General features: G+C 41.7%; 29 protein-coding genes. 16 read left to right on the forward strand and 13 right to left on the reverse strand.

All coding sequences use genetic code 11. The features are described from left to right. Positions 1-168: DUF134 domain-containing protein (locus NTU69_02115; protein MCX5802323.1), on the reverse strand; the 168-nt coding region annotated here is incomplete at its 3' end. 128 nt (positions 169-296) lie between these two features. Here NTU69_02115 and NTU69_02120 point away from each other — a divergent pair. Both NTU69_02120 and NTU69_02125 read left to right on the forward strand, forming a co-directional pair. Continuing rightward, on the forward strand, positions 297-827 hold the full coding sequence (locus NTU69_02120; protein ID MCX5802324.1) for a hypothetical protein: 531 nt from the start codon (positions 297-299) through the stop codon (positions 825-827). Continuing rightward, positions 824-2,065 carry an anhydro-N-acetylmuramic acid kinase gene (locus NTU69_02125; protein ID MCX5802325.1) on the forward strand — a complete coding sequence of 414 codons (1,242 nt, stop codon included), beginning with the start codon at positions 824-826 and terminating at the stop codon, positions 2,063-2,065. The genes NTU69_02120 and NTU69_02125 overlap by 4 nt, the downstream gene beginning before the upstream one ends. A 282-nt stretch (positions 2,066-2,347) precedes the next feature. Here the strand turns inward: NTU69_02125 and NTU69_02130 are convergent, their stop codons facing one another. Then, on the reverse strand, positions 2,348-3,301 hold the full coding sequence (locus tag NTU69_02130; protein ID MCX5802326.1) for an amidohydrolase family protein: 954 nt from the start codon (positions 3,299-3,301) through the stop codon (positions 2,348-2,350). 84 nt (positions 3,302-3,385) lie between these two features. Between NTU69_02130 and NTU69_02135 the strand changes: the two genes are divergently transcribed. Further along, positions 3,386-4,123: a DUF1460 domain-containing protein gene (locus tag NTU69_02135; GenBank protein MCX5802327.1), complete on the forward strand. Its 738-nt coding sequence runs from the start codon at positions 3,386-3,388 to the stop codon at positions 4,121-4,123. An 82-nt stretch (positions 4,124-4,205) separates the two neighbouring features. Here NTU69_02135 and NTU69_02140 read toward each other — a convergent pair whose 3' ends face one another. The 9 genes from NTU69_02140 to NTU69_02180 form a co-directional block, all read right to left on the reverse strand. Continuing rightward, positions 4,206-4,478: an HU family DNA-binding protein gene (locus NTU69_02140; GenBank protein ID MCX5802328.1), complete on the reverse strand. Its 273-nt coding sequence runs from the start codon at positions 4,476-4,478 to the stop codon at positions 4,206-4,208. 245 nt (positions 4,479-4,723) lie between these two features. Then, a complete protein-coding gene (locus tag NTU69_02145) occupies positions 4,724-4,906 on the reverse strand; it encodes a hypothetical protein (protein MCX5802329.1) in 183 nt (60 codons plus the stop codon). A 355-nt stretch (positions 4,907-5,261) separates the two neighbouring features. Then, positions 5,262-6,500 (reverse strand): MFS transporter, encoded by a 1,239-nt coding sequence (locus NTU69_02150; protein MCX5802330.1) that lies wholly within the window; start codon positions 6,498-6,500, stop codon positions 5,262-5,264. Continuing rightward, the gene (locus tag NTU69_02155; protein MCX5802331.1) at positions 6,493-8,031 is read right to left on the reverse strand and encodes a hypothetical protein; all 1,539 of its coding nucleotides are present in this window, start codon (positions 8,029-8,031) and stop codon (positions 6,493-6,495) included. Before NTU69_02155 ends, NTU69_02150 begins: the two co-directional genes overlap by 8 nt. Before the next feature lie 15 nt (positions 8,032-8,046). After that, complete coding sequence (locus NTU69_02160; protein ID MCX5802332.1) at positions 8,047-8,607, reverse strand: HDIG domain-containing protein; 561 nt, start codon at positions 8,605-8,607, stop codon at positions 8,047-8,049. 19 nt (positions 8,608-8,626) lie between these two features. Next, positions 8,627-9,064, reverse strand: coding sequence for a VOC family protein (locus tag NTU69_02165; GenBank protein MCX5802333.1), 438 nt, complete (start codon positions 9,062-9,064; stop codon positions 8,627-8,629). 86 nt (positions 9,065-9,150) lie between these two features. After that, complete coding sequence (locus NTU69_02170) at positions 9,151-9,804, reverse strand: hypothetical protein (GenBank protein MCX5802334.1); 654 nt, start codon at positions 9,802-9,804, stop codon at positions 9,151-9,153. A gap of 95 nt (positions 9,805-9,899) precedes the next feature. After that, a complete protein-coding gene (locus NTU69_02175; protein ID MCX5802335.1) occupies positions 9,900-10,328 on the reverse strand; it encodes a peptide chain release factor-like protein in 429 nt (142 codons plus the stop codon). Next, positions 10,316-11,098 (reverse strand): alpha/beta hydrolase, encoded by a 783-nt coding sequence (locus tag NTU69_02180; protein MCX5802336.1) that lies wholly within the window; start codon positions 11,096-11,098, stop codon positions 10,316-10,318. Before NTU69_02180 ends, NTU69_02175 begins: the two co-directional genes overlap by 13 nt. Positions 11,099-11,152: 54 nt before the next feature. Between NTU69_02180 and NTU69_02185 the strand changes: the two genes are divergently transcribed. Continuing rightward, complete coding sequence (locus tag NTU69_02185; GenBank protein ID MCX5802337.1) at positions 11,153-11,425, forward strand: hypothetical protein; 273 nt, start codon at positions 11,153-11,155, stop codon at positions 11,423-11,425. Here the strand turns inward: NTU69_02185 and NTU69_02190 are convergent. Further along, a complete protein-coding gene (locus NTU69_02190) occupies positions 11,415-12,326 on the reverse strand; it encodes a radical SAM protein (GenBank protein ID MCX5802338.1) in 912 nt (303 codons plus the stop codon). The genes NTU69_02185 and NTU69_02190 overlap by 11 nt on opposite strands. A gap of 74 nt (positions 12,327-12,400) precedes the next feature. On the opposite strand from NTU69_02190, the gene NTU69_02195 reads away from it, so the two are divergent. The 12 genes from NTU69_02195 to NTU69_02250 all read left to right on the forward strand — a co-directional run bounded on the left by NTU69_02195 (position 12,401) and on the right by NTU69_02250 (position 24,963). Further along, on the forward strand, positions 12,401-12,670 hold the full coding sequence (locus NTU69_02195) for a hypothetical protein (protein MCX5802339.1): 270 nt from the start codon (positions 12,401-12,403) through the stop codon (positions 12,668-12,670). 34 nt (positions 12,671-12,704) lie between these two features. Next, positions 12,705-12,899 (forward strand): hypothetical protein, encoded by a 195-nt coding sequence (locus tag NTU69_02200; protein ID MCX5802340.1) that lies wholly within the window; start codon positions 12,705-12,707, stop codon positions 12,897-12,899. Further along, positions 12,880-13,155, forward strand: coding sequence for an Hsp20/alpha crystallin family protein (locus NTU69_02205; GenBank protein ID MCX5802341.1), 276 nt, complete (start codon positions 12,880-12,882; stop codon positions 13,153-13,155). Before NTU69_02200 ends, NTU69_02205 begins: the two co-directional genes overlap by 20 nt. 113 nt (positions 13,156-13,268) lie before the next feature. After that, on the forward strand, positions 13,269-13,487 hold the full coding sequence (locus tag NTU69_02210) for a NifU family protein (GenBank protein ID MCX5802342.1): 219 nt from the start codon (positions 13,269-13,271) through the stop codon (positions 13,485-13,487). Positions 13,488-13,734: 247 nt separating this feature from the next. Beyond that, positions 13,735-15,066 (forward strand): M20/M25/M40 family metallo-hydrolase, encoded by a 1,332-nt coding sequence (locus NTU69_02215; protein ID MCX5802343.1) that lies wholly within the window; start codon positions 13,735-13,737, stop codon positions 15,064-15,066. A 256-nt stretch (positions 15,067-15,322) separates the two neighbouring features. After that, a complete protein-coding gene (gene iorA / locus NTU69_02220; GenBank protein MCX5802344.1) occupies positions 15,323-17,125 on the forward strand; it encodes an indolepyruvate ferredoxin oxidoreductase subunit alpha in 1,803 nt (600 codons plus the stop codon). An 8-nt stretch (positions 17,126-17,133) separates the two neighbouring features. Beyond that, positions 17,134-17,730, forward strand: a complete 597-nt coding sequence (locus tag NTU69_02225) for an indolepyruvate oxidoreductase subunit beta (protein ID MCX5802345.1) — start codon at positions 17,134-17,136, stop codon at positions 17,728-17,730. Then, a complete protein-coding gene (locus NTU69_02230; protein MCX5802346.1) occupies positions 17,684-20,272 on the forward strand; it encodes a pitrilysin family protein in 2,589 nt (862 codons plus the stop codon). The genes NTU69_02225 and NTU69_02230 overlap by 47 nt, the downstream gene beginning before the upstream one ends. 23 nt (positions 20,273-20,295) lie before the next feature. Then, positions 20,296-21,564 carry a UDP-N-acetylglucosamine pyrophosphorylase gene (locus NTU69_02235; GenBank protein ID MCX5802347.1) on the forward strand — a complete coding sequence of 423 codons (1,269 nt, stop codon included), beginning with the start codon at positions 20,296-20,298 and terminating at the stop codon, positions 21,562-21,564. Between the two features lie 22 nt (positions 21,565-21,586). Beyond that, the gene (glmM, locus tag NTU69_02240) at positions 21,587-22,936 is read left to right on the forward strand and encodes a phosphoglucosamine mutase (protein ID MCX5802348.1); all 1,350 of its coding nucleotides are present in this window, start codon (positions 21,587-21,589) and stop codon (positions 22,934-22,936) included. A gap of 41 nt (positions 22,937-22,977) precedes the next feature. Next, the gene (locus tag NTU69_02245; protein MCX5802349.1) at positions 22,978-23,934 is read left to right on the forward strand and encodes a 6-phosphogluconolactonase; all 957 of its coding nucleotides are present in this window, start codon (positions 22,978-22,980) and stop codon (positions 23,932-23,934) included. Positions 23,935-24,057: 123 nt separating this feature from the next. Further along, positions 24,058-24,963: a hypothetical protein gene (locus tag NTU69_02250; GenBank protein ID MCX5802350.1), complete on the forward strand. Its 906-nt coding sequence runs from the start codon at positions 24,058-24,060 to the stop codon at positions 24,961-24,963. A gap of 33 nt (positions 24,964-24,996) precedes the next feature. Here the strand turns inward: NTU69_02250 and NTU69_02255 are convergent. Continuing rightward, on the reverse strand, positions 24,997-25,623 hold a 627-nt coding region (locus tag NTU69_02255), incomplete at its 5' end, for a DUF763 domain-containing protein (GenBank protein MCX5802351.1).

The following is a 25,623-nucleotide window of genomic DNA, read 5'->3' on the forward strand; positions in this document are numbered from 1 at the left end:
AGCTGCCTGATCCTGGTACAAACCCTCAAGGTCAGCAAGACGAATAGCCTCAAATTCATCAACCGTTAAATTTATTTCCTCAAGGGTAGAAAGGGGAATACCTCTTGGTTTGAAATATTGGCTCCCAGGAAGACATCCTACCCTCCTACAATTTCTCGGTCTTGCCATAACGATTATTTCCTTCTATAGAGAATTATAAGCATATGCCCATAATATGTCAAGATACAAATTACTCTATATTAGAGAAAACAGACATTTTTAGGTGAATTCATAAAGCAGTTGGTGTAAATTAACGTATGCTTGAAGCGCTGCAAAAAAGAAAATATTTGATAAATATCATACTATCTATTATTGCTATTGGTATTATTATTTTTTATAGCATTTGCGGAAGTTCTTGTTCGTACCTGAAGGGGAATATTTTTGGTATTGACCTAAAATATATCGGGATTGTTTATATGGTGACCTTGATATTTCTTAGTTTTTTTAAAAAAGATCTGCTTCTCCTTATACTTTTATCTACCTGCATTGGGGTAGAGGTTTTTCTAATTGGATTTCAGATAAGGAATGAGGTTTTTTGTCCCTTCTGTCTGGCATTCGGAGTAATAGTGATTCTTTTGTTTTTGTTAAACTTAGATTTGAAAAAAAAGTGGATTATAGCCGCTTCTATTGTTATCGGTTTTATTTTGTTTTCTATTTTCTTTGAGGGCGCTACTATACCTACATATGACTTAAAGGTAACTATGAGCCACGAGCAGAGAGCAGAGAGCAGAGAGCAGAGAGATAAAAAAACCCTCGTCCATCGTCCATCGCAAGGTGTGTTTCTATGAAAATCATTGGCCTCATGTCAGGGACATCGCATGATGGTGTCGATGCGGCACTGGTGGAGATAACACCGGTCAGGGGTCAGGGGTCAGGGGTCGGGACTCGGGAGTCTGGATCAAACAATAAGGATTCAAGGGGTCAAGTATTTAAGGGGTCAAGTATCTTAAAACCACTCGAACCCTTGAATCCTCGAATCCTCGAATCCTACCCCATCGAAGTAAGATTAATCAGTCATGTTCATATTAATTATCCTAAATCCTTACGAGAGGAGATAAGCAGGGCATTTGATGGCGATACTGAACGTATATGTAGATTGAATTTCACACTGGGAGAAATTTTTGCAGAGGCTGCATTATCATTGCTTCGAAGCTCAGACATCAAACCAAACGATGTGGATGCCATAGCCTCTCACGGTCAGACCATTTACCATATACCTCCATCAGGGAGAAAAATGGGCTCAACACTTCAGATAGGCGAAGCCTCCATTATTGCAGAAAGGACAGGAATCCTCACTATATCTGATTTCAGAACACGTGATATGGCTGCAGGTGGTCATGGAGCTCCCTTAGTGCCCCTTGCAGATTATTTGCTTTTTAGAAAAGAAGGGCAGACAAGGGCAATACTGAATATCGGAGGGATTGCGAACGCGACGATTGTAAAAGAGGGAATTAGCGATACCATTGCCTTTGATATAGGACCCGGTAATTCACTGATTGATGAAGCAGCGAAAATTTATTCGGCAGGAAGGTCATCGTTTGATAAAAACGGTTCTATGGCAAAATCAGGAAAACCTGATAGTAATCTTCTGGATAAACTTTTATCCCATCCTTTCTTTAAAAAGAGGCCCCCAAAATCTACAGGCAGGGAGGTCTTTGGAACAGCATTTTTAAGGAAGGTTCTTAAGAGAAATACAAAACTTACCAGGCAGGATATGCTTTCAACCCTGACTTACCTGACAGCCATTAGCATCTATAATGCAATCATTCCTTTTCAGCCTGATGAAGTTATAGTAACTGGAGGGGGGACAAAAAACTTATTTCTTATGAGCCTCATTAAAGGTAAATTTGGAGAAAGGGGTATTGTCGTCAACAACATTTCTGTGTATGGGATACCTCCGGAGGCAAAAGAGGCAATCAGTTTTGCGATACTCGGATACCAGACATTGATGGGTAACCCAGGAAACCTGCCGAATGCAACAGGTGCGAAACATAGTGTAGTGCTCGGTAAAATAACTTTAAAATAGCAAAGGCAAAGGGTAAGCAGAAGGCAGTAAAATGTGTATCCCTTGTTCCTTTGTACGGGGGATGTTATCGAAGAAGATTAAAAAGTTAGGGTTCGTGCCATCTTCGCACTTTACGATATAGGTTCAGGTGATACAGTCGATATGTTGATAGATATCATAAAAATCCATTCTGATCCAGTATGCTGTGAGTGTGCCCGGTCTTCTTTAAACACAATCAGGAGACATCGGATAAGAGATAGCTATTGGCGGTCAGCCATCAGCCAAAAGTGGAGAACGAATTGCTTACTTATACAGATAAGATGCAGGATTTTTACTTATACACTGCATGATAACCTTTTTATCAAAACCCATTTCAATAAGTCTTCTGGCTGATTCAGTGACAGTAATCGAGCCGCCGAGTAGTTTGCCATGGGTATCTGTTACGCCCTGGGTTGTTGAGGAAATTTTTGTGTCTTTCACTGAATCTGAGACAATGATTATTTTTTTGGGGTTTTTTACCTTGAATACGAGTTCGATTGTTTTTGGACTAAGGTGATAAGGGTCTCCTATGACCTCGATATAGACATCTTTATTGAGGAGCCCGAAACCTGTGATGCCTGGTTCTCTATGATGGAAGCCACGCATTGCGTTAAAGATGTGGGTAATCCCTTTGGCTCCTGCATGGAAGCCAGCCTCTGCTTCTGTGTATGTAGCATCTGAATGCCCCATACTGACGATAATTCCCATGTCAGATATAGTTTTGATGAGTTTTACTGTATCTTTCAACTCGGGTGCGATGGTGATGATCTTTATCATATCTTCAAAACCTTCAATGAGTTTTTTGAGGTTATACTCTGTTGGTTGAAGGAATGATGTACCGTCGAGTGCTCCGCATCGTGATGGATTAAGAAACGGACCCTCAAGATGAACACCAACTATGAGCGATGAGCTATGAGCAATGAGCGAAGAACTTTTTGTCTCCGAACTCTGAACTCCGAACTCTGAACTGTTCTTTACTTTTTGTTCCCTGCCCCCTATCCCCTGCCCCCTATCCCCTTCTTTTTGAATTTCCATCGCTTTCTTGACAGCTATCATGTTCCCCCGCATTTCCTTAATAGGTGAGGAATATATCGTGGGCATTATTTCAGCAACACCGTGAGCGCCCTGTATTTCTGCTATTTTAAGGATATGTTCAGGGTCTTGTGTCTTCGTATCATAGCCACCTATGCCGTGGGTATGGATATCAATAATCTTCATATGAGCACAATAATAACAGAAATCACGGGCATAAACAAACACATATGGATTGAAAATAGTAAATGAATATAATACAGTAAGTTTATGAGTGAAGAAAAGGAGCGGATTATTTTGGGCAAGTGGTCTCGGGACGAGCTGGGCCACATCATTCGTGAGGCCTCTCATATTGAGGATGTGGGCAAGCGGATAGACTTTCTGTCCAGACAATTACTCCATGTGAATTATAGGGAATCAACATTAATCGGTGACATTATTACGCCTGAGGTTTTAGTGATCAATCTCGAAGGTGTTGATTGTTTCACCTTTATTGATTATGTAGAGGCAATGCGTCTATCCACTTCTTTCCCTGAATTCAAAGAGAATCTTAAAAAGGTGAGATACAAATCAGGAGAAGTTGCCTTTGAGAACAGAAATCATTTTTTCACAGATTGGCAAAGATTCAACAAAAGGTTTGTGAATGATATTACTGAAGACATAGGTGTTTACAGGATAAAAAGCGTGAGGAAGGTCCTGAATAAAAAGGAGGATGGCACATATTTCCTGCCGGGAATTGACCCTTACGAGCAGGAAATCAACTATATACCGGCGAAGGCCATGGATAGTGTGGTCATAAATAAGTTGAGAACGGGGAATTATGTCGGGATATATGCGGACATACCGGGGCTGGATGTTTCTCATGCAGGGATTATCATTAAGTATGGGAACACAGTTTATTTAAGGCATGCCTCATCCCTCAAGGAATGCAGAAAAGTAGTAGACCAGAATTTCAAACAGTATATTGCTGATAAACCTGGCGTTGTGGTACTTCAACCAAAGGGCTAAAATAAGGATCTGGGTGACGGGAGTGGAGGAGGCATCCTCTCAAAAAGAAGAGGGGAGCGAGAGGATGCCTTTGGGAAGGACATTACTTAACGATTTTCCTGAAGGATGGAGACGCTGAGAATTTAGGTACCTTCTTTGCGGGAATCATCATCGGTTTGCCGGTCTTGGGATTTCTTCCTTTCCGGGCTTTTCTCTTAGCTACTGAAAAGGTCCCAAAGCCGACCAGGATAAGTCTGTCGCTTTTCTTCATAGCATCTTTCACCACGTCAACGAAACAGTTTACCGCTTTTTCCGCCTGAGTTTTGTTTAATTTTGACTTAGCCGCTACTTTTGCAATAAAATCTGCTTTTGTCATCTGCTTATCACCTCCTTATCTTGCGTTTTATGTTTTCTTTCTTTCAATTCTATCCTCCTCCGCATAAGCAATATCAGGAAAGCAGATACATTCATCCCGAGAATGGAAGCCCTTTATATCCGCCTTCGGCACCTTAAGTTGTTGGTTCGGAAGGGGCTTCCGCCCCCCCCCTTATTTCTTCTTACCTGTTACTTTCTTCTTTGTTGCTACTTTTTTCTTCACCGCCATTATGCTCACCTCCTTTCTTACATTTTATGCTCCCTTTCTTCCAATTCTATCCTCCCCCTCCGTATAAGCAATCTCAGGAAAGCAGATACATTCATCCCGAGAATGGAAGCCCTTTTCTCTAAAATCTCGTTCTCTTCTTTGCTTAAACGCACAATAACTGGGATCGATTTCTTCTCTTCCTCTGACTTCTTCCTCGCCATATATTCCTACCTGCAATACATTATAGATATGATAAAAATATAATGTCAAGCAAAATCTTACATAAAAGATTAAAAAAAATATATAATAGTTAGTAATAGTTTAACAAAAGATAAGAATAGTAATATAAGAGATTAGTATCATTATATAAAAGATAAGAATAGAAATATAAAATATAATAATAGTAATATAATAGATATTTAATATAATATATTATATTACTAAGGTATTACAGTATGATTTTTTGTTTAAAGTTTGAAAGGTTGAGCGAAAAAGCAATAAAAAGATAAATATTTTGAACACCCACCGAGGTGGGTACCCGGAGCGGAGAAAAAGCGTACCGGCGAGCCTTTATTCCTATTTTAAATTTGTGATCTCATCCTTAAGCCACCAGAGAAGTAGTAGCCCTGGCAGGGCGGTGAGGGTCGTGATGAAAAAGAATATTGCCCATCCTGTAGATTCCACAACATATCCGGATGTGGGTGAGATAAAGACCCGACCAAGTGCAGAGAGCGATGAAAGGAGTGCAAATTGTGTGGCGCTATAACGCTTATTGCACAATGCCATAATGAATGCAGCAAAGGCTGCCATCCCCATACCACCCGACAGGTTTTCGAATGCCACCGCAAATATCATCACTCCATAGTTTTTTCCTGTCCATGCAAGCACCATAAATGAAAGGTTGGACACCATTTGTAACAGTCCAAATATCATGAGCGAGCGGAACAGGCCGAGCTTTATCATAATGGCCCCTCCATACATAGCCCCAACAATCAGGGCGACAAACCCCATGCCTTTGTTTATTGTGCCTACGTCTGTTGCAGAAAAACCAATCCCACGGAGGAGGAATGGGGTAGTCATGCTTCCCGCATATGCATCCCCTAATTTATAGAGCACAATAAATAGCAGAATAATTAATGCCCTGGGGCGGGAGAAGAAATCCTTCAAGGGACCCCATATTGCCTCTTGCAGATTCTTTGGTGGGGTTATTTTTCCATCAGGTTCCGGACCTAAAAATGTGCCGAACACACCCACTATCATTAATCCGGCCATAATAAGGTAGGTATTTTGCCAGCCTATCTGGTCAGATAATATGAGCGCAAGGGCACCTCCAACGAGCATGGCAATGCGATAACCCATTATAAAGGTTGCAGCCCCTATGCCGCGCTCAACCTCGGGCAGAAGGTCAGTGCGATACGCATCCACAACTATATCCTGAGAGGCAGAGGTGAATGCAACGATAAGCGCCAATAAGGCAAGCGCCAGTGGTGCATACTGTGGCGAAACAAGTACCATGGAGGTAATGCCGAGCATTAAAGCAAGCTGGGTTGGGATTATCCAGCCACGGCGCCTTCCAAGCCACGGTGGCACAAAACGATCCATGAGTGGTGACCAGAGAAATTTTATTGTATAAGGCAGTCCCACAAGTGAAAAGATACCAATGGTGCGTAAATCCACACCAGTAGTGGTCAGCCATGCCTGGAGCGTGCCGCTGGTGAGCGGAAGGGGAAGACCTGATGAAAAACCCAGCAGTACCATCACCGCCATACGGCGGCTATAGAATATTTTAAAATAGGGGGTTAATTTTTCACTCATAAATGCTCACCGGAAGCCTTCCCTTAAACGGACTTTCTCCCATCAGGCATTTAAGAACAGCACGTTGTGCCTGCTCTGTTCCATCATACGCCGCAATAAGTACATCGGTTTCTTTAAAATACCTCAGGATGTATGGACTTCCAAAAGCAATGACTATGGATGTTTTTGTATGTTGTATTAACCCTATAATGCGCTCTTGCTCCCTCATATTTATACCAGAACTTCCTTTCCATGCGGCAACATTTGTGAATATAGCAAAGAGGGCTATCTTGTCCTTTATTCCATCCAAGCCAATGGACCGTGAAAAATAATCTTTCAAAGGAGAAGATTCATATAACGTGCTGTCCCCTGCAAATACAATATGAGTACCACCGGTATCTCTTATTGGTAGAAAATTATCCTTATCCTTTACAAGGGTTATAGACATGTCAGAAATCTGCTCAGAAAGTTTTTTGTGCCCGGGGTAATCAACTATCGAGCGTAGAGCGTAGAGTGTAGAGCGTAGAGTTTTAAATTCCTTTAACCGGGGTAAGAGTTTCTTCTTCGCTTTTGCAATATGGCTCACAGCAGTATCTATCTGTTTTTCTTTAACCTTACCTGCTTCGATCGCCGACACAAGTTTGCTCACCATATCATCGGCATCGGCAGGGTGGAGCAAAATATCAACCCCTGCATTTACACATTCAACTGGAACATCCCCTGCATCTTTGAGGGCGCTCATCATTAAGGCATCTGTAAGTATCAGACCTTCAAAGCCAAGCTCTTTTCTCAGTAGATCAGTAATGACCTTTTTTGACAGGCTCGCAGGTTTTTTATCAATGGAGGGAATGCTTAAATGGCCAACCATGATTGAGCTTACGCCATCCTTTATTGCCTGCATGAAAGGCATGATATCTGCACTCAGTAAGTCTTCTTTAGTTTTGGTTATGATGGGAAGGGAAATATGGGAGTCGATCGATGTATCACCATGGCCCGGAAAGTGTTTCGCACAGCTTAAGAGCCCTGTATCTTCGATTGCTTTTATGTATTCTGAACCAAACCATGCCACAACCTGAGGCTTATCGGAAAATGCCCTTGTACATATAATGGGGTTATCAGGCATCTGGTTCACATCGAGCACAGGAATGAGAGGCATATTGATTCCACAGTCAGCTGCCTCGTAAGCGATAGCCTTCAGTGCATCCCTTAAAATTTTCACATCTTCAGGGACGTCTTTATTAATAGCTGCTGCAAAAGCCATCTGACAGGGGAATATGGTAGTGTTTATAATCTGCTGACCCACGCCGTGTTCAATATCGGATGCGATAAATAGTGGTATTTTTGAGATAGACTGGATGTGGTGAATGAATCTCCTTACCTTATCCTTTTCACCGCCAAACAGAATGAACCCGCCAATCCCCTTTTTGACAAGCTCTATGATATTTTTCTGATACCCTTGAGATTCAATCCTGTCGCCATTGAGTCTTGTGATTATCAGCTGGTATAACCTTTTCTCCAGTATATTGAGGTAGGTAAACAAATTATTGGACACTTACGGTTTATTTCCTTATAAGCCTAATTTTTCACTGATTTCTCTCATCGCATCCAGACAGATCTCAACAAACTCATCTAAAGACAAACCGATCTTTTCGCATTCCATAATATTTTCCCTGTTCACCGATGCTGCAAAAGCCTTTTCTTTCATCCTTTTGACCACAGATTTTGGTTTTACGCTGGCGATTTTTTTATCGGGGTATACCATGGTAGTGGCAATAATCAGTCCTGTAATAGTTTCTCCGGCTGCCAGGGCATGCTGGAATTCTGTATGACGTTTTTTATTGCTTACAGTCTCGTTGTGCATCACAATTGCATCAATAATTTCAGGGTCCACACCTTTCTCTTTAAGGATTTTCTCTGTTTCCAGACCGTGTATTGTCAAATCAGCATTTACAAGCTCCACATCTAAATCATGAAGCAAACCAGTAAGTGCCCATTTTTCCTCATCCTGAGCTAATCTATGTGCTAATGCCCTCATCACACTTTCTGTCGCATAACAGTGGTTCAACATCCTTTCATTCTTTATATACTGATTGAGCAGTCCAACCGCATTTTCTCTTGTGATAGACATCTCTATTGTCTCCTTATCTTTATTTGCCCTTTTCTATCAACTCAATTAGGATTTTCTTTGAAATCAGGAAAAATGCTATCCTTGTGACGTTTTTACATTCCCGTTTAAGGTTTTTATCATAGGCAGCACAATCCTCCGGGGGTGAGACCATTTGAAATCCCTTGTGCACAAGCTTAGCCGAGGTTTCCTCAATATCTTCCACCTCAAAACAGAGGTGGTGTAACCCGCCACCTCCTTTTTTGAGAAAGTTTATTATGGGCGAGTAACTGTCGGTTGGTTCAAGGAGTTCAATATACACATCCTGGCCGTCTATTACGTTCACGAATGATGCAGATACCTTTTGCAAGGGGTTTGGAACTTGTTCTGTTCCTGGTTTTAAACCAAGAGCATAAAGTGTTTCAGCAAATTCTTTTATATTTTCGACAACCAGACCGATGTGGTCAAGCCTGAACCCCATAAAGCCCTCCTCTTTGTATTACTTATTATATCTTATGGTAAATTGCAACCAATAAGCGATGGAGGCTATTTTGCTTATAAGCTGACTTAAACAAAGGAGCTCAATTGTGCCACCAGAAGCGCAATGGACGGTATGCTCGATAATTCATTGAGTAATGTCTCGATAAGCATTTTATTTTTTGTACTTTTGTTTAATTGGATGTTGACGGTTTCAATATCTCGAAGTAAATCCTCTTTCATGGTAGCATCTATAGAATCATCGTTTAGCAGGACATCGATAATTTGTAGAATTAAACCTTTTGCATCAATACCGGTTGGAACTTGTTGAGTCACTTTGGGGATATAATCGGTTGTGGCATGCTGGGTTGCTTCGGGTATAAACTGTACAGTATTGAAATGCTGTGTAGTATTATAGATATTGGCGTCTTCTTCTTTAATTTTAATAAAGGTTTCTGGATTGTCACGATATTTCTTAATAATGCCGGTTTTTCCACCATCCTCTACGAATGAAATTCCCTCTAAATTGATGAGGGCGTTTATCTGTCCAAGGGGGTCTTGAGAAAGCATTATGAGGCCACTTGATTCCAACCTTTCTGCAACTTCCAAAATATTTTGCATATCGTTAGCACCAATTGAGATAGCAAATTCATTTAAGGGGAAGAAAAAGTAGCTGTGGACTTCAGCCTCGGCTTTATCATATAGGTATACCAGTAAAAGCTCTTCTAATTCATTTATATCCATGATTATCTCCTGTTCTGAATTCGCTGTCTAATGTTGCCATACCTTATTATACCAGATTTTGTTTTTTTCTGACATTCCTTGAGGTGTTATATTTCTTAATACTCAGAAGGGTCTGGTTTAAAGGTGCGGGATTTTTTCTTTTTTGACTGAATATGTTTTAACTCGAGCACCTTTTCTTTTGCCCGTTTGGAGCGCTTACGTTTTTGTCTTTTTATTTTTTCAATACGTTTTTGTTCCTCACTTTCCCTACCAAGTATGGCGTTTTCTATTTTATTCACAAGGATGCGGCGGGCAAGGAAACGATTTAATGATTGAGAACGTTCTCTCTGGCATTTTACCTCGATTCCTGAAGGGAGGTGTTTTAAATAAACACATGTTGAAGTCTTGTTGACATTTTGACCACCATGCCCCCGTGAACGGACAAAATGCTCTACAATATCAGATTCTTTTATATTGAGCTGTTCCATTTTATAATGGAGTGCCTTTTCTTTTCCCTGGCTAACTCCGTACTTTAGTGTAGCCATTTCTTTGCCCTTTCTCTGTTCTTTGTATTATTCCGCAATCCGCAATCCGCAATGAATTCCTCAATTGCCTTATTCACTTCGTCCGGTTCTTCAAGCATCGCCATATGGCCTGCACATTCAATGAAGCTGAGCCTGGAACCTTTTATTTCTTTATGAAGATACTCAGAGTATTTTTGTGGTGTAAGAAGGTCATCCTTTCCACATATAATGAGTGTGGGAATCTGTACCCTATTTATTGAATTCATGACATTAAAATGGTCACATGCGTAAAAATCCCTGTATATTGTTTCCTTTTTACATTTCATCATCTCTTTAAAACCATTTTCTTTCAATGTGAGTGAAGCCTTTTTTGAAAAGGCAAATTCAACTATCTTTTTGATAGTCTTTTCCTTGTTTTTTAAAACCCCTTCAAGAATTTCAGGAAAGACCTTCAGTTTTGCCCCGGTTCCGATGAGAATCATACCCTTCAAAATATCCGGATGAGAAAGGGCAAAAGACATGGTGATTGCAGCCCCCATTGAATGGCCAGCCATATAACATTTCTCTATATGTGCCCTTTGAATTGTTGTATACATAGCATCCCTCAACTCTTCAATCGTATCACATCCATTGCCATGGGATTTCCCGTGTCCGGGTAAATCTATCAGTATCACTTCCATTGATTCCTGTAAATGCTTTTTTTGAAAATACCATGACTGCGAGCTCCCGCCAGCCCCATGGATTAATATGCATTTTTCTCCTGTGCCGCTTCTTTGAGTATGTATATTCATAAACCCTCCACAATTTTATTGAAAAGGATGTATTGAAAATTATATTATGACGGTATGAAATTTTTTACAATATTCCTCATCATATTTTTACTTTTTTCCTGTGGCAAGGGTACCGAGACCCCCAACAAACAGAAAACCGCTGAAGGTGAGGCCATTGAAACGCAGTATAAACAGGAGATGGATGAGATAAAAAAGAGCTTAAAGGGTGAGGTCAAGATCAAGCTGAAAAAGGATGGGAAGGGGGGCTATAGCTGGGAAATAACAGGCAAGGATGCACAGGAAGTTTTGAAGGCGAATGAAATCCTGAGAAAAAAACTCAATGATTAGATGCACGTATGAGCCCAATAGTGCGCGCATAGTCAATTGCTTCAAAATACTCTTTATTTGTAATTCTTTTTGATATTTCCGGGTACTCACCGGCTTTATGGCATGGGTGGTACTGGGCCATGATGTTTATAAAGGCATTTTTTGACACCTCATCCCTCACAAATCGCAGGATCTTTTTTGTATCCTCCCCGAAAGAAGGCATTACAAGGTGCCGTATGAGTAACCCTCTTTTTGCAATACCATTTTCGTCTATGTATAGATCGCTTACCTGTCTTTGCATTTCCTTTATCACGTCCCTTACCACCTGGGGATAATCCTGTGCCTTACAGAACCTTTGAGAGAGTTCTCCGCTCAAAAATTTTATATCTGGCATGTATATATCAATTATACCATCGAGTAGCTTTATTACCTCTATGGATTCGTAGCCACCGCAGTTATATACAAGGGGGATTGAAAGACCGTTGTCGATTGCTATTGAGAGGGCTTTTAAAATTTGGGGGACATAGTGGGTAGGGGTTACAAAGTTGATATTGTGGCACCCTCTCTTCTGAAGTTCTACCATGAGGGTTGCCAGCTTTCCGTATGAACAGGGTGTCCCTTCTCCATAGATGCTTATTTCATAGTTCTGGCAGAATATACATTTTAGATTACAGTGGGTGAGAAATATTGTACCAGAGCCGTTTATACCGACGAGGGGGGCTTCTTCACCGAAATGGGAGAAGGCTGACGAAATATAGATTTTATAAGGTGCCTTGCAGTATCCCAATTCATCAACCATTCTATTGGCTCTGCATGTTCTTGGACACAGTACACAGGGATTGAGCCTCGATTCGAGTTCTTCTATCCTTTCGGTGAGGATGCCTTCTGAGTGTGTTTTTAAATATACTGGAAAATATTCCATTGCCACTTTAAAAATATTATTGAATGCATTAATATTATATCAAAGATAGTATAAAAAGAAATGAGGTATGAGGTATGAAGTATGAATATACGGTAAAAATATTTTCGATGCAGGATTTGAAAGAAAAAGGGATAGTTGTTGATCCCCACAATAATATTGTTTATGCATGTAGACCCGATGGTGAGTGTGAGGTTCATGATGTTGGCGTAGAGCAGCTGGATAACCTTTCCGGGTTGTTTAATAAAATGGGTGAGGATGAATGGGAGCTTATTCAGTTGTTCTTCCATCCATCAGGTGTTGTGAGCTTTTGGAAAAGGCTTTTAAAGAAAGGTGTGAACACGTGAACAATATATAAAAAATCTTTAGGAGGTGATTGGTATGCCTATAACACCATGGAAGTCCTTATGGGAAACAAGATTCCCATCATTGAGAGAAGAGATGGATAAACTATTCGAAGATTTTTTTGGAAAAACAGGGTTTCCGTCAATAAAAGATGATACCTGGATACCACCTGTCGACGTACACGAGACAAAAAAAGGATGTGATAGTTACTATGGATATCCCTGCCATTGACCCGAAAGAAATATTCATATCAATTATTGAAGAAAAACTTTCCGTGAAGGGAGAAAGGAAAAAAGAGGAAGAATTGAAAAACGAGGAGTGCTATAGGTCAGAAAGGGCATGTGGTTCATTCCAGAGGATCATTCAGCTACCTACAGATGTCATTGCTGATAAGGCAAGGGCAACGTATAAAGATGGTGTCCTGAAGATTACTGTACCAAAGTCGCACAAGGTCGTACCAAAAGAAATAAAGGTTGAGATTCAATAGGAGACCCATAATTGACCCCTCTCTTCTGGATGATGTTTGTTTACATTTTCCCCAATTGAGGCTATATTAAGTAGAATCTTTTAAAGAGGGTTACAGTACCACTGGAGGCAAAGATGAAAGAAAAGGTCGAGGAAGCAATTGGCAAGATAAGGCCGTTTTTACAGCGAGATGGCGGGGATATCGAGTTTGTCGAGTATGCAGACGGTGTAGTAAAGGTAAAATTGACAGGTGCCTGCGGAAGTTGTCCCATGAGCATGATGACCTTAAAAATGGGCGTAGAAAAGGCAATAAAACAAGAAATACCCGAAGTAAAAGAAGTAGTAGCCATATAATTATTGACAAAAAATCCTGTTTTGCATAAGATGGATTTTAAAAAGGAGGTGGGAATATGACCTGTGGGGTAAAGGGTTGTGGAATCACAAAGGCAGCACCAAAGAAAGCTACAAAGAAGACTGTAAAAACGAAGACAAAAAAGGCCAAAAAGTAGTTATACGGGATAGGTAGTCCCCTATATTTTTATGTACCTGCCGGATTATATATCATAAAGATAATGATCCTTTTGTTTTTTAAAAACAAATCGTGAAAGGACAAATAGCCAAAGCCATGATGGAACTTGACCGTGCAGTAAGATTACTCAGGGAATTTATAAGACTGGACACCTCAAACCCACCAGGGAACGAGGAAGAAGCAATTTTGTTTCTTGAAAATATATTGCAGAGGGGGGGACTAAAAGGCGAGGTTTTTTCGCCCGCACCAAAAAGGGCAAACATTCTGGCGCGCATAAAAGGGAAAAAAAGAGGGGGTCCTGTTGTATTGTTGGGCCATGTAGATACTGTCCCAGCCCGTGAGGAAGGCTGGGAGGTGGATCCTTTTGGCGGAGAGCTTAAGGATGGGTTTATATACGGTAGAGGAGCTATTGATATGAAGTCCCAAGTGATATGTCAGCTTCTATCATTTATAAATTTATATAGGGAGGGAATAACACCAGAAAGGGATCTCCTGTTTCTTGCAACCTGTGATGAGGAAATAGGTGGAAAATATGGTGTGGAATACATGTTGGATAAGGTTAAGGAACTTCAGAATGCCTCTTTTGTTTTAAGCGAAGGAGGGTGTATCACGGAAGAGGATGGAGTTTCTCATGCCCAGATCTCTGTCTCTGAAAAAAGGTTGGGTCAGTTTATGATAAAGGCTAAAGGAACAGGTGGCCATGGTTCTATACCCCATAGAGATAATGCAAACGAGAAGGTGGTAAACGCATCAAAGGCAATATTATCATACAACTGGCCATTTAAACCTACCAAAATTGTGAGTGCGTACCTCAATGGTATTTTAAAGGGTAAAAAGGGTAAGGGATTTACCTTCACCAAATTAAAGGAAGCCTTACGTAATGAAAGCTTTAGAAAATTTATTCAGGATAACCCCGTATATAACGCTTTGCTCCGGAACACATTAACACTTACTATATTAAAGGGTGGAGAGAAGGTAAATGTAATACCAACAGAATCTTCAGCTTACTTTGATGCAAGATTATTACCAACAGAAAACCATGAAGGATTTTTTAAAAGAATAAAGAAGTTGTGTGGTGAAGAGGTAGAGGTTATACCCATCGTGAGTGGGATAAGTGACCCTATACCTTCTCACTATAATACACGGTATTTTAGGGGTATATGTCAGGTGATCCGTGAGATAGAAGGACCAATCCCTGCCTTGCCTTTTCTCACAACCGGCGCAACTGATCTACGTTATTTTAGAAATCTCGGTATTTTGGCCTATGGGTTTTTCCCTGTAACCATTTTGAAAGAAGAGCTTTTCAGGATGCATGGAGTAAATGAGAGGATATCGGTTGAAAATCTGAAAGAAGGGTTAAGAGGAACATATGAGATTGTGAAGTTTTTGGCATCTCATGTATAAGCATTTAGCTACTGATCCCGCCTCCGGCGGGATCAGCTATTAGCTTTTAGTACTTAAGGGTATGTTCTATTCTTCTGACTGCTTAAGAGCTAACAGCTGAATGCTTACTAAATAACTTGACAAAGTCAGGAATTTCTGTAGAAAATAATAAGTGAATTTATTAACAAGCCATAAAAGTACAATAAAAATAGCTTGAGGAGAAGGAGGTGAAGCATTTACACTATAAAATTTAGGCGTTATGCCAGATGGGGGAAATATGAAAAAGGTATTGCAGGGAAATAGCGCGATTGCAAGAGGCGCCTGGGAGGCTGGCGTAAAGGTCGCATGTGCCTACCCCGGGACACCAAGCACTGAGATATTACAGGAAATTGCAGACAGCTATCCGGAAATTTATGTTGAATGGTCTACAAATGAAAAGGTGGCCCTTGAGGTAGCAAGCGGGGCTGCAATAGCAGGGGCAAGGGCTATGGCATCTATGAAACATGTGGGATTGAATGTTGCCTCTGACCCGTTCATGACACTTGCCTACACTGGTATTAAAGCAGGCCTGGTTATTGTTGTATGTGATGATCCTAATCTCCATAGTTCACAAAATGAGCAGGATAGCCGGAACTGGGCAAGGTTCGGAAAGGTTCCAATGCTGGAACCATGTGATGCTCAGGAATGTAAGGATTTTACGAAGATTGCATTTGAAATCAGTGAAAGGTTTGATACTCCGGTGCTCTTAAAAGGCGAGACAAGGGTGTCACATTCAGATTCTCCAGTGAAATTGGAGGAAAGAAAAGAAGGGAAGGTGCCATTAGGGCTTGATCCTAAAAATGTCCCAAAGTATGTGATGGTGCCTATAAATGCCCGAGTAAGACGTAAGATTGTTGAAGAGCGGATGAAAAAACTCGAAGCCTATGCAGATAAGTTTAAATATAATAAAATGGAAATAAATAGTCAAAATATCGGGGTTATCTCAAGCGGTGTAGCGTATCTTTATACAAAAGAAGTTTTTCCGGAATATTCTTATCTCAAGCTTGGCATGGTATGGCCACTTCCAAAAAAGATTATTGCAGAGTTTTTCAAGAAGGTAAAAAGGGTCATTGTTGTTGAAGAGCTTGACCCGTTCCTCGAGACAGAGATTAAAGCTATGGGTTATAAAATATTCCATGGGAAAGATGTGATTCCGAATATGTATGAACTTTCTCCAGAGATTGTCGAACAGGCCATAAAAGGAAAGGGTTACAAACCACCAAAGATAAAGGTTAAACCAGCAGACCTGCCAAGAAGACCACCAAATATGTGTGCTGGCTGTTCACACAGGGCGCTGTTCTATTCACTTAAGAAACTCGGCGCTTATGTTTTTGGTGATATCGGCTGCTATACACTTGGTGCAGCCCCACCGCTTAGTGCATTACACTCCTGTATTTGTATGGGCGCAAGCATTGGAGGGGCCCACGGTGCAATGAAGGCACTCGGTAAAGAAGGGCTCGGGAAGGTCTGTGCAGTTATTGGCGACTCTACCTTCCTCCATGGAGGGGTGACACCACTTATGGATGTTGCATATAACAAAGGTAATTCAACCACCATTATTGCTGATAACAGGATAACGGCTATGACGGGTCATCAGGAACACCCGGGAACCGGTTTTACTGTGAGACAGAAATCAACGCATATGGTCGATTATGCGGAACTTGCCAGGGTATTGGGTATAAAAAATGTAAGGAAAATAGACCCCTATAATGTCAAGGAAACCATGCAGGTAGTAAAGGAAGAGCTGGAAAGGGATGAACCCTCGGTGATAGTAACAACAAACAGTCCATGCATTATGCTCAGAAGGGAAAAGAGAAAATTCGCAAACCCCTATTATATGATAGTCACAGATAAATGCAGGGGATGTAAGATGTGCCTTGAGATTGGATGCCCTGCGATAAGCTGGAAAGAGGGGGCAGGAGAAACAAAGGATGGCCATAAGAGAAAAGGGACTGTTATGATAAATAAGGCAGTCTGTGTGGGTTGTGAGCTTTGTGCCCAGGTGTGTAAGTTTGAAGCCATAGTCCCTGGAAAGGTATGAGGAGGTGGATGATGAAAAAGAACGGTAAGGTTACAAATATATTTCTTTCAGGTGTTGGCGGTCAGGGTACAATCCTCGCGAGTAATATTTTAACCGAGGTATTCCTTGATGCGGGCTATGACGTGAAAAAAAGTGAGGTTCACGGAATGGCACAAAGAGGTGGAGATGTTACCACACATTTCAGATTCGGTAAAAAGGTGTATTCCCCGCTCATTAAGTACGGGGATGTAGATTTCCTTCTCTCCTTCGAGCTTCTTGAGGCGCTCAGGTATATAAACTGGGTGAAAGATGGAGGGAAGATAGTGATCAATAAGCAGGAGATCTTCCCGCCTGCAGTAAACCTTGGGCTGGCGCAGTATCCTCAGGATGTTGAGAAAATCTTTAAAAAGTACTTCAAAGAGGATGTTTGTATGGTAAATGGGCAGGAAATAGCTACAAAGCTCGGGAATGTGCAGGCTGCGAATGTGGTATTAATCGGTGCCTTCTCTAATTTCTTCCCTGAAATTAAAGAGGAGAAATGGATAAAGGCAATAAAGGGGCTACTCAAGGAAAAACTGCATGAACTTAACATTAAGGCCTTTAAAGAAGGAAGAAAGGCCCTTTAAAAAAGGGCCTTTCTTTTTTATAGGGATTCCCCTCCTTTCTTTTGTTATTTTTGGTCTATTAAATGTAGTGGTGGTAAGTGCGATGGATGTCTTCTCCCTAAATAATCGTATACAATGTATATTTGAAAAAAGAAAAGATACAGGTGTTGTGGCGGCTCAGATCTGGGTAAGGGTAGGTAGCAAATATGAGCAGTATAAGATTGCTGGCATTACGCACTTTATAGAACATCTTATATTTAAAGGCACAGAGAAGCTGAAAGCCAATGAAATGGCATCGAGGATTGAATCGCTTGGAGGAAGCATCAATGCATTTACCTCCTATGATAATACAGTATACCACATCGTGATACCGAAAAAGGCCTTTGAAGAAGGGCTGGAAATGCTTATAGATGCGGTCAGAAGTCCTTCCTTTCCGGAAGGAGAACTTGCAAAAGAGAAGAAGGTAATATTAGAAGAGATTAAAATGGGTGAGGATGGGCCGCAGAGAAAACTCTTCAAAGAGCTGTTCTCTTTAAGCTATGAAGGAGATCCCTATGGAAGACCCATCATAGGTTATGAGGACACAGTAAAAGGCATAACGAGGGATGATATAAAGAATTATTTCAAAACCCACTACAGACCAGAGAATATGACCTTCGTGATAGTCGGGGATTTTAATGAAAAAAAGGCCAGAGAACTGATAGAGAAGCATGTAGCGGGATATGATGACAAGAACCCCAAAACCCCTGTTGAGAGAAATGTTGGGCAGGAAAAAAGGAAAGACAGGGTTAAGATTATAGAGAAAAATGTCAGGGAAAGCTATCTTGCCTTTTCCTATCCTATCCCGCCTATGGTGCATGAGGACATCCCTTCTCTGGAGGTTTTAGGAACAATTCTGGGAGAAGGGGAGAGCTCCCGTCTCCAGGAGCAATTGAAAAATAAAAAGGGTCTTGTTACGAACATCTCTACGTATCTATTTACACCAAAAGAAGCAGGTCTTTTTATTATCCTTGCAACCTTTAAAGGGAAGGAATATGGTTCAATTACTGAAGAGATTGATGAAGAGGTGAAAAGGCTACTCAGAGACGGGGCTACCGAATGGGAGATAGAGAAGGCAAAGAACATGATAAGGGCATCTTATATTTATGGAGCGGAGACAGCTCAGGGCAGGGCAAGGGAGATAGGGAATTTCCAGACGATAACAGATGATCCACACTTTCTTGATAAATATTTAAGGGGTGTAGATAAGGTTACTAAAGAAGATGTGAAAAGGGTGTTAGTGAAATATATTTCAGGGAAAGATAAGAGTCTTGTTGTGCTATTACCGAAAGGCCATTCTAACCCTCATACATTTGAACTGAATAATGGATTCAAGTACGTAATAAATCGGAATCAGGCGTCACCAAGTTTTTCTTTCAGAATTAGTTTCGTTGGTGGCCTTAAAGAGGAGACGGAAGGTAAAAGCGGTATCTTTAACCTTCTTTCAAAGATGCTACTTAAGGGCACAAAGGACAAAGACGGAGCCACAATTGCGAGGGAAATAGATTTGCTTGCAGGGGACATGTCCCCCTTTAGTGGAAAAAATGTTTTCGGCATGTCAGGCAAATTTCAGAGCAAGGATATAAAAAAGGTTTTTGTTCTCTTAAAGGAATTACTTACCTCAACAATTTTGAAAGAAGAGGAATTAAAAAGGGTCAAAAGAGAGGTACTTTCAGATATAAGGCAAAGGGATGATGACCCTATTACATACACCTTCAGGCGATTTAATGAGGTATTATATGAAGGACATCCCTATGAGGAAGACCCTATTGGGAGAGAGGATGATATAGACAGGATAGAATTGAATGAACTTGAAGGGTTTTACAGGAATTATGTGAGCCCTAAAAATGCGGTTCTCGCTGTATCTGGTGATGTAGATGAAAAAGAACTTGTGAGGCTAATAGATGGACTCTTTTCTGAGTGGAAGGGCAGGGCCAATGTTCTACAAAAAAAGGTACCTGCCATGCCAGTAAAGAGGGAAGTCCATGTAGAGAAAAATATTGTACAGACCCATATGATCTTTGGCTTTTTGGGGCCAGGGATTTTAGACAAAGACAGACATGCGATAGAGGTAATGGATGCAATACTTTCCGGCATGGGTGGCAGAATACATAAGATATTAAGGGAAGAGAAGCCATACGCATATGCATTGACCTTTTTTAATCAAATGGCTTATGAAACAGGCGGAATAGGTATCTATATTGGAACGGATAAAAGGCTTACGAAAGAGGTTGAGCATATTGTCAGGGCTGAAATCGAGAAGATAATAAAGGATGGTTTTACAGATAAGGAAGTTGAGGATGCGAAAAACTATCTTGTCGGGAACCATTATGTAAAGATGCAATCTAACAGCGCCATATCAACGAGTATGTCCCTTGATACTGTGTATGGGCTGAAGCCTGATTACTTCAAGGTGTGGCCTAAGCTTATCGAGATGGTGAAAAAAGAAAATGTGAATATGGTGGCAAAGAAATACCTCTCTCTGGAGAAGATGATTCAGATAACAATAGGCACTCAGGAATGAAGGGGAAACAGTAAGGAGTGGCTGTGGATAAGGTGGAGCTCAAACCAAAGGGTCATGATAAAATAATCCGTCTCATCGATAAAGGTGTAAACATACCCAACCCATTAACCCTTGATATAGGTAAAGAGGTTGAGATTGAACATATTTCAGGTAGCGGGGTCAAGATTTATCCAGGCTGCAGGATTTATGGTGAAAAGACAGTCATTTCTGCGGGAACACATCTTGGCTATGAAGGCCCGGTAACGATTGAAGACTGCCAGATTGGACCCAGGGTTGAACTCAAAGGGGGATATTTCAACAGGACAGTTTTTCTTGAAAAGGCGAGTATGGGTCTTGGCGCCCATGTGCGAGAAGGGTGTATCCTGGAGGAGCAGGCCAGCGGAGCGCACTGTGTTGGCCTGAAGCAGACAATCCTTTTTCCTTTCGTTACCCTCGGTAGTTTGATTAACTTCTGCGACTGTTTGATGGCAGGGGGAACCAGCCGTAAGAACCACAGCGAGGTTGGTAGCTCGTACATCCATTTTAATTTCACCCCCGACGGAGACAAAACTACAGCATCGCTTATTGGTGATGTGCCCAGGGGTGTAATGCTCAATCAACCGCCGATTTTCCTTGGTGGACAGGGAGGTCTGGTTGGGCCTTTGCGTCTGGGCTATGGGAACATTGTCGCCGCAGGGTCTATTTTGCGTCAGGATGTATATGCAGAGAATAAATTGATTATTGGAAAAAGTCACCCGGGTGCAGTAATCGACATCAGTCCTATGACCTATACCAGTATTTCTCGTGTAGTGGAAAATAACATCATTTATCTTGCCAATCTGGTGGCACTTGAAGAGTGGTATATACATGTCCGGCAATCGTTCTTTAAAGGGCAGGAATTTGGAGACCTCATCTATGCCGGTCTAATTGACAAGCTAAGTCTGGCAAAGAATGAACGTATCAAAAGGCTTGAGGACATGGCGGGCAAAATATCTGTTTCTTCTGAAAAGGGCGGGCCTAAAAGACAGGGTGAAGCAGGCAAAGGTGAGTTTCACGATAAGGTTCATCTTATCCGTGAATTGTTTGTTCGCGATATTACGGGCAATCCTAACATAGAACATCGCAATCGTTTTCTCAAGGCCCTTGATGAACAAAAGAGAGACAAGGGCCTAAACTACATTGAGACAATACAGGGCTTGCCTGATGATACTTCGCAGGAAGGCATACAATGGCTTGACCAGATCGTTGGTGATTACTGTCAGAAAGCCGGGGCAATCCTGCCTTCCTTAAATATGTTTAAGAGAATCAGTTAAATCTCTTTGGGGGTGTACATATATGGGAAAATTATTCGGTACCGATGGGATCAGGGGGGAAGCCAACCACTATCCAATGGATGCCATGGTTGCTTTTTCCGTTGGCCAGGCAGTCACTTATCTGTTGAAAAAGGAACATCACAGAACAAGGATAATAATCGGGAAAGATACCCGTATCTCTGGTTACATGCTGGAAAGCTCACTTGAGGCAGGCATTACCTCAATGGGTGGTAATCCCTATTTACTCGGTGTGTTGCCAACCCCGGGGATAGCCTTCATCACCGAGAGTATGCGTGCTGATGCAGGGATTGTAATTTCAGCTTCCCATAATCCATACCAGGATAACGGTATCAAAATTTTTTCCGGTAATGGTTTCAAATTATCTGATGAGCAGGAAGAGGTTATTGAAAATCTCGTCCTGAACGGTAAGTTGCCAGAGATGGTGCCGCCCCCCAGGGATATGGGTCAGGCCCACCGTATTGAAGACGTCCATGGACGATACATTGTGTTTTTGAAAAATACCTTTCCCCGTGAATTATCAATGGAAGGGATTAAGATAGTCCTGGATACAGCAAACGGAGCAACGTATAAGGTTGCACCCGATGCTTTCATAGAGCTTGGCGCAAATGTTGAGGTTATTCATAATAATCCTAACGGGCTTAATATTAACGATAATTGCGGCTCACAGCATACTCAGGACCTCAGAAAACATGTGGTAGAGACCGGTGCAGCTGTTGGGCTTGCCTTTGATGGTGATGGTGACCGTTTGATTGCTGTGGATGAAAAAGGTAATGCGATCAGCGGCGACCAGGTGTTGATAATTTGTGCCAGGATGCTAAAAGAAAAGGGCAGGTTAAAAAACGACCTCCTTGTCAGCACCGTGATGAGCAACCTCGGCCTGACAATCGCATGCAAAAAATACGGTTTTAAACACCATGCATCCAGGGTTGGTGACAGGTATGTTTTAGAGGACATGCAACGCCTGGGAAGTGTAATTGGAGGGGAGGAATCCGGTCACGTGATTTTTCTCAATCATCACACGACAGGTGATGGTATTATTACAGCCATGCAACTAATAGCTGCCATGATCGAGACAGGCAAACCTCTCTCTGAACTGGCGGCAATTATGGATGTATACCCTCAAAAGGTAATAAATGTAGAGGTGAAGAGTAAACCGGAGATTTCTACACTTCCTCAGGTGGTTGAGGCAATCAAACAGGTTGAGGCAGAACTGAAAGACCAGGGCCGGGTTTTAGTTCGCTATTCCGGCACTCAAAACGTTTGTCGGGTAATGGTTGAGGGACCAAGCAATGAGCTTACTGAGAAATATTGTAAGCAGATTGCAGATATATTAAGAAGTTTGCTTGGCTGATCCATGACCCTTAAACAATCACTACATTAAGGAGACAGCGGATGCCTATCAATATTTTTGTGACCCAGAATTTTGAGCATATGAGCAAGATAGCTTCTGAGATCATAAAGAAACATATTGTTGAGATATCCCACAAAAAAAGGGAGGTTGTTCTGGGACTTGCAACAGGAAACTCACCTACAGGTCTTTATAAACACCTTGCCCTTGCAGCAAATGCAGGTGAATTTGACAGCGGAAGGATCCGGAGTTTCAACCTCGATGAGTATGTGGGCCTCCCTGGCGAAAACCCCCAGCAACGTGTAATACATCCGGAAAGTTATTGTTATTTTATGATACAGGAATTTTTTGGTCTTCTTACCAATAAGTTTATTGAAACTAACGTACCATATGGCGCCCTGATTGACCAGAATCAGCTGATACATGCCCTTAGAGCCCATCCTGACGATTGGAGCCTGATGGGAACCGATGCAGGCAGGTCAATAGCCATTAAAGCAAAAACGTCTTCTGAATATCTGGCCTGGATACGAAGGGATATACTGGATGGTTATGCCCGTAAAATTAACAGGGTTGGGGGCATTGATTTGCAGATTATCGGTGTCGGGGGACGTGGCCATGTTGCCTTCCATGAGTCAGGGATTCCCTTCAAAGGCAGCAGGGTCATGCTGGTTAAGCTTGATGAGAACACGATAGCGAACGCTATAGCCGACGGGCATTTCCCCTCAAAAAAAGAATCTTCCCGCTATGCTATCAGTATGGGTGCCGAACTGGTCTATGAGGCAAAAACTGTTGTACTGCTGGCTAATGGTGAACGAAAGGTCGAATCAGTCACCGAATCGTTGCTTGGTGAGGTAACCCCCGATATTCCCATTTCCTATGGTCAGAGGTATGCAGAAGAAGGTGGTAATCTCATATATGTGCTGGACAACATTGCTGCCAGGAAATTGCTCATCAACAAAAAGGCCCTTAAAGAGAAGGGAATAAAGATCAAGGAATTATAATAAGGGACTATAACAAAGTCAGTTCATTACAGGCTGTTGTCAAAGCTTTGCCACTGAAAATCATTGGTTCATCCAAAGAATATTGGCAGTATCTCCAGACAGTTTTTATGATACAATGAGAATATGGAGAAAGAAGTCGTCAAGCTCATAAAGGCAAGAGGGCCCTTGACAGGGTCTGAGCTAAGGGAAGCCATTGAAGGAGACAGTTTAATTCTATGGCAGGCATGTAATGCTTCAAAGAAATTGCTGATGAGAACACTGGGAACCAGGTATCTCAGGCTTGATCGTCGTGTGGACGGTTATGCCCGCCTTTCCCCATCCATCCTCAGAGAGTTTTTGACATATTCGGTAATAGGGCTTGACTATGAACCAGACGCACTTGCCCGAAGGGCTCAGGAGATTGAGCATCATATTGAGGAGGTGAGTAGATCAAAATTTGAACTGGCTCATAACATTGTTTCTGATGTGAGAAGGCAGCTTGAGGATGAATGGCCAGAGGACCATCGGGTCTGCTTTATCGTTGCCGGGGACATTGTCTATAATATGGCCCATGATGTCCCTCGTCCAGAGAAGAGTACCGGGAAAATGGTCCAGGGCTCAGATATCGATTTAATTGTTGTTGTGGATGACCAGCTCTCTGATGATTTTATCAAAAGGCTTGATGATTCTATCTACCACGAAAAACACAGAATTCTCATTGCACCTTCTTTGAAGGAAGAGATCGATTATGTCGTGAAAAGATTGAAGCGAGTAAGGGATCAGGTCCGCTTTGACACCTTTAAGCATATGGTGGCGTGTAAGATTCTTCAGGAAGGGATGTTGCTTTATGGCAGCGAAGATCTTTTTCATACCATAAAAGATATGTTGTATGAATACGGGGTTACAGAAAAACTGAACAACCTCGAAAAACTGGCTATAGCCTTACGGAACGATGTAGAGGAATATCTCCTTGGTAGCGATCTGGATAAGATAAAAAGAGAGGACCTGTACCTTTTTTATTCAGCTGAAGAATCAGAGGAATTTGAATAGGGAAAGAAAAAAAGGCTTCAATGTTCCCCTTTATTAAAGTATCGAGAGCTTTTTGAAGGCTTCAAGTTTATCCCTATCCCCTAATTTTGCTTTATCAAGGCATGTTTTTAAAAATTCTATAGATTGTTCATAGCCTTTTTTCTGAACAGGGAAGGGATAACCATCCTTGCCACCGTGAGCAAAACTGAACCGTGCAGGGTCTTTAAAGCTTGGAGGGGTTTTATATACAAGTTCAGATATAAGTGCAAGGGCAGAGATAGTTCTTGGGCCAACGCCGTTTATCTGGATGAGGTCTTTAAACGATACCGGTTGAGATTCATGTATGACCCTGAACATCTTAAACAAACGTTTTTCATTTATATCAGTGGATTTTATATAATGCCTCTCTGGCATGGCAAAGGAGATTTTATTCCAGGTTTTTATCATGGTATCGGGATACTCTTTCACAAAATCAACCATAGAACCCCTTGCCCCCTCACTTTCCCTGGCAACAAGATTTAGCACATCCTTCCTTTCATCACAGGTAATGCCTGTATGGGGATCTGAGGTCACATCGAGATTATCCCTTGAGAGCCACTGGTAACGCCGTGCCCTTTTTTCCTGCCCGTTCATGCCCTGTTGAACAATTGCCCACCCGCCTTTTTTTGTAAAGATAAATGT

The sequence above is a fragment of the Pseudomonadota bacterium genome, from assembly GCA_026388215.1.
Taxonomy (GTDB): Bacteria; Desulfobacterota; Syntrophorhabdia; order Syntrophorhabdales; family Syntrophorhabdaceae; genus JAPLKF01.

Bases quoted from the DNA above. Each gene is read 5' to 3' on its own strand.
- NTU69_02120 (MCX5802324.1), top strand. From the start codon at position 297: ATGCTTGAAGCGCTGCAAAAAAGAAAATATTTGATAAATATCATACTA.
- NTU69_02125 (MCX5802325.1), top strand. From the start codon at position 824: ATGAAAATCATTGGCCTCATGTCAGGGACATCGCATGATGGTGTCGAT.
- NTU69_02130 (MCX5802326.1), bottom strand. From the start codon at position 3,301: ATGAAGATTATTGATATCCATACCCACGGCATAGGTGGCTATGATACG.
- NTU69_02135 (MCX5802327.1), top strand. From the start codon at position 3,386: ATGAGTGAAGAAAAGGAGCGGATTATTTTGGGCAAGTGGTCTCGGGAC.
- NTU69_02140 (MCX5802328.1), bottom strand. From the start codon at position 4,478: ATGACAAAAGCAGATTTTATTGCAAAAGTAGCGGCTAAGTCAAAATTA.
- NTU69_02145 (MCX5802329.1), bottom strand. From the start codon at position 4,906: ATGGCGAGGAAGAAGTCAGAGGAAGAGAAGAAATCGATCCCAGTTATT.
- NTU69_02150 (MCX5802330.1), bottom strand. From the start codon at position 6,500: ATGAGTGAAAAATTAACCCCCTATTTTAAAATATTCTATAGCCGCCGT.
- NTU69_02160 (MCX5802332.1), bottom strand. From the start codon at position 8,607: ATGTCTATCACAAGAGAAAATGCGGTTGGACTGCTCAATCAGTATATA.
- NTU69_02165 (MCX5802333.1), bottom strand. From the start codon at position 9,064: ATGGGGTTCAGGCTTGACCACATCGGTCTGGTTGTCGAAAATATAAAA.
- NTU69_02170 (MCX5802334.1), bottom strand. From the start codon at position 9,804: ATGGATATAAATGAATTAGAAGAGCTTTTACTGGTATACCTATATGAT.
- NTU69_02175 (MCX5802335.1), bottom strand. From the start codon at position 10,328: ATGGCTACACTAAAGTACGGAGTTAGCCAGGGAAAAGAAAAGGCACTC.
- NTU69_02180 (MCX5802336.1), bottom strand. From the start codon at position 11,098: ATGAATATACATACTCAAAGAAGCGGCACAGGAGAAAAATGCATATTA.
- NTU69_02185 (MCX5802337.1), top strand. From the start codon at position 11,153: ATGAAATTTTTTACAATATTCCTCATCATATTTTTACTTTTTTCCTGT.
- NTU69_02190 (MCX5802338.1), bottom strand. From the start codon at position 12,326: ATGGAATATTTTCCAGTATATTTAAAAACACACTCAGAAGGCATCCTC.
- NTU69_02195 (MCX5802339.1), top strand. From the start codon at position 12,401: ATGAAGTATGAATATACGGTAAAAATATTTTCGATGCAGGATTTGAAA.
- NTU69_02200 (MCX5802340.1), top strand. From the start codon at position 12,705: ATGCCTATAACACCATGGAAGTCCTTATGGGAAACAAGATTCCCATCA.
- NTU69_02205 (MCX5802341.1), top strand. From the start codon at position 12,880: ATGGATATCCCTGCCATTGACCCGAAAGAAATATTCATATCAATTATT.
- NTU69_02210 (MCX5802342.1), top strand. From the start codon at position 13,269: ATGAAAGAAAAGGTCGAGGAAGCAATTGGCAAGATAAGGCCGTTTTTA.
- iorA (MCX5802344.1), top strand. From the start codon at position 15,323: ATGAAAAAGGTATTGCAGGGAAATAGCGCGATTGCAAGAGGCGCCTGG.
- NTU69_02225 (MCX5802345.1), top strand. From the start codon at position 17,134: ATGATGAAAAAGAACGGTAAGGTTACAAATATATTTCTTTCAGGTGTT.
- NTU69_02230 (MCX5802346.1), top strand. From the start codon at position 17,684: ATGAACTTAACATTAAGGCCTTTAAAGAAGGAAGAAAGGCCCTTTAAA.
- glmM (MCX5802348.1), top strand. From the start codon at position 21,587: ATGGGAAAATTATTCGGTACCGATGGGATCAGGGGGGAAGCCAACCAC.
- NTU69_02245 (MCX5802349.1), top strand. From the start codon at position 22,978: ATGCCTATCAATATTTTTGTGACCCAGAATTTTGAGCATATGAGCAAG.
- NTU69_02250 (MCX5802350.1), top strand. From the start codon at position 24,058: ATGGAGAAAGAAGTCGTCAAGCTCATAAAGGCAAGAGGGCCCTTGACA.